This window comes from Mesorhizobium sp. M7A.F.Ca.AU.001.01.1.1 (assembly GCF_004022735.1).
In the GTDB taxonomy this organism is placed as follows: domain Bacteria; phylum Pseudomonadota; class Alphaproteobacteria; order Rhizobiales; family Rhizobiaceae; genus Mesorhizobium; species Mesorhizobium ciceri.
In genome coordinates, this window is record NZ_RZPF01000766.1 from 1 (window position 1) to 2940 (window position 2940).

The following is a 2940-nucleotide window of genomic DNA, read 5'->3' on the forward strand; positions in this document are numbered from 1 at the left end:
GCCTGAACCTGTCCAAGGCCCGCCTCTCGGCGGGCTTTTTCTTGTCGGCTCCCAGTCTGTTCGCTGTTCGGAAATCTCGCGCCGGTCCCCAGAAGTTTCGAGATTCGTGGTTAAGCAACAGGGTTAAACGCCTTTTAACCTTTGCAATTCATTATCCACGACTGAAAGCCAATCGCATTTCGGGCGGGTTTGCCGTTCCGAGCTTCTCAGGGGTGACAAGCATGTTCAAGACAGCAAGAAAGGCCCTGCTCGCCTTACTGTTCGCAGGCCTGGCGGGGCCGTTGTTCGCGGCCGACCTGCCGGAACCGATCGTCGAAGAGGCTCCGCCTCAGGCCGTCTACGAGCAGCCGGTAGAAGTCGGCGGCTGGTATATCCGTGGCGACATCGACTATCACAAGTCGACCGTGCGCGGCATCGACTATATGACCTACACCGTCGATCCCTGTAACTGTACGGTTACGCCCGGCACCAGAAGCTTCGATTTCGGCAAGCTCAAGGGCGGTTTCTCGCTCGGCGCCGGCGTCGGCTACAAGATCAACGATCACTTCCGGACCGATTTGACCGCCGACTATTGGTTCAAGTCGAACTTCAACGGCGGCACCTCGGATATCAACGGTACTTCGACCGAAGTATCGAAGATGAGCGCCCTGCTACTGCTTGCCAACGCCTATGTCGATCTCGGCACCTACCATGGCATCACGCCTTACGTTGGCGCCGGCATCGGCGGCGCCCGCGTCAAGTGGGATGATGTCTACGACCCGAACACCACCGAGTTCAATCCCGGCAGATCAAGCTGGCGTTTCGCCTACGGTCTGATGGCCGGCGCTTCGTACTGCTTGACCGACAAGATCATTCTCGATGCCGGCTACCGCTTCTCCCATATCCAGGGCGGCCGCATGTTCGACTGGAACATCACCAGCTCCGGTCCCGGCTTCGATCGTGGCATCAACACACACGAAGTGCGCGGTGGCCTGCGTTACCAGTTCGGTGGCAACAACGGTTGCGCCGCGCCGGTCGTTGCCTACCAGCCCGAACCCGAGCCGATCTACACCAAGTAACAGCATCTACATTACTTGAATTCTTCACAAACCGCCCGGCCTCAGCCGGGCGGTTTTTCGTTGGCCGCCTGGAATCGACAGGGGAAATGAATTCGCTAACGCTCTGTTAGCCTTAACCGCCACTTAACCACTATGGTTAACAATGCTCCTTGAAACGATGGCTGCCGCTGCGATTGCGGGCTGCGCCAAATTCGGGAGTCGGGGACCATGAAACTTACATCGCGTATGGCGCTGGCGCTCGGTGCACTAGCCCTCCTGCCGCTGACGCCGGTGCACGCGGCCGACTACGATCCGCCGATCTATGTCGACCAGGCGCCCGACTACGTCCCGGTCGAGGTCGGCTCCGGCTGGTATCTGCGCGGTGATCTCGGCTATGCCTTCAACAAGCCCTATGAATTTTCGGAAACTCCGGCCGGTCTGGTTACGGATACCAGCCCGCTGTCTGGTTCGATAGGTATGGGCTACCATTTCAACGATTACTTCCGTGGTGAATTGAATTTCGGTCTGCTGCCGACAAGCAAATTCGCCAGCAAATTCGACAGTACTTGCGATGGAACGCAGACGGTGACTGTCACCAGCGGTGGCAGCACAAGCGCGTTCGCCGGCCCAAGCACCCGTGGATGCGAAGGCTCCAACGACGGCAACAACAAGGCCTACGATGTGATGGCCAGCGCCTTTGTCGACCTGGGCACTTATGTCGGCTTCACGCCCTATGTCGGAGGCGGTGTCGGCATAGCGTACAGCACCTACAAGTACGCTCAAGGCGCTCGCAACTGTCAGAATTCATCGACAACATCAGGTACAACCACGACCATCTTTGAATGCGACGATCCAAACGGCTATGATGGGACGACGCAGTCGGAGAAGCAGTTCAGCTTCGCCTATACGCTCGGCGCCGGCTTTGCTTATCAGGTCAGCAAGAATGTTGCAGTCGATGTCGGCTATCAATACACGGCTCTGCCTTCCGCGAAATACGTGACAGCAGACGCTGTCGGCAACCCTGAGTTCAAAAAGGGCCTCGATTATCATCAGGTCAAGGTCGGGCTGCGCTACGATCTCTGGTAGGCGCGGCGAGTACGAGGACCAGCACGGCGGATCATGGGGTCCGTCGTTTGCGTTTGAAGTCACGACATCCTGATCGGGGATCGCCGGTATCCCGGCAACGACAAAAACTTTCCTCTTGACGCCTGAAGCCCGAACGAATATCGCCGTCCGTGGGCCACCCCTCCCCAACGAGGGGCCACTATCTGGAAGGATAGACCACGATGACGACGCATACGAAGCCCGGACTCCGTCCGGCAAACCCCAATTTCTCCTCAGGTCCCTGCGCAAAGCGCCCCGGCTGGTCGGTCGAGGCGCTAAGAAATGCTGCGCTCGGCCGTTCCCACCGCGCCAAGATCGGCAAGACCAAGCTCGAACAGGCGATCGAGCTGACGCGGGAGATTCTCCAGGTCCCGGCGGGTTACCGCATCGGCATCGTGCCGGCGTCGGACACCGGTGCGGTCGAGATGGCGCTGTGGTCGCTGCTCGGCGAGCGCGGCGTCGACATGGTCGCCTGGGAGAGCTTTGGCTCCGGCTGGGTCACCGACGTGGTCAAGCAATTGAAGCTCGCCGACGTGCGCAAGATCGAAGCCGGCTACGGCGAGCTGCCTGATCTCACCAAGATCGATTTCGACCGCGATGTGGTGTTCACCTGGAACGGCACCACGTCGGGCGTTCGCGTGCCGAACGGCGATTTCATTCCCGCGGACCGCAAGGGCCTGACCGTCTGCGATGCGACTTCCGCCGCATTCGCGCAGAGGCTCGACTTCGAAAAACTCGATGTCGTCACTTTCTCCTGGCAGAAGGTGCTGGGCGGCGAGATGACCGAGCCAGGAGGACT

3 protein-coding genes are annotated in these 2940 nt (G+C 59.4%); all 3 read left to right on the forward strand.

Annotated elements, in window-relative coordinates:
- Window positions 1-221: 221 nt before the first annotated feature.
- Window positions 222-1058, forward strand: a complete 837-nt coding sequence (locus EN884_RS31420) for an outer membrane protein (protein ID WP_013529156.1) — start codon at window positions 222-224, stop codon at window positions 1056-1058.
- A gap of 225 nt (window positions 1059-1283) precedes the next feature.
- Window positions 1284-2123, forward strand: a complete 840-nt coding sequence (locus EN884_RS31425; protein ID WP_318011902.1) for an outer membrane beta-barrel protein — start codon at window positions 1284-1286, stop codon at window positions 2121-2123.
- Window positions 2124-2323: 200 nt separating this feature from the next.
- On the forward strand, window positions 2324-2940 hold a 617-nt coding region (locus tag EN884_RS31430; RefSeq protein WP_164895275.1), incomplete at its 3' end, for a phosphoserine transaminase.

Bases quoted from the DNA above. Each gene is read 5' to 3' on its own strand.
- EN884_RS31420 (WP_013529156.1), top strand. From the start codon at position 222: ATGTTCAAGACAGCAAGAAAGGCCCTGCTCGCCTTACTGTTCGCAGGC.
- EN884_RS31425 (WP_318011902.1), top strand. From the start codon at position 1,284: ATGGCGCTGGCGCTCGGTGCACTAGCCCTCCTGCCGCTGACGCCGGTG.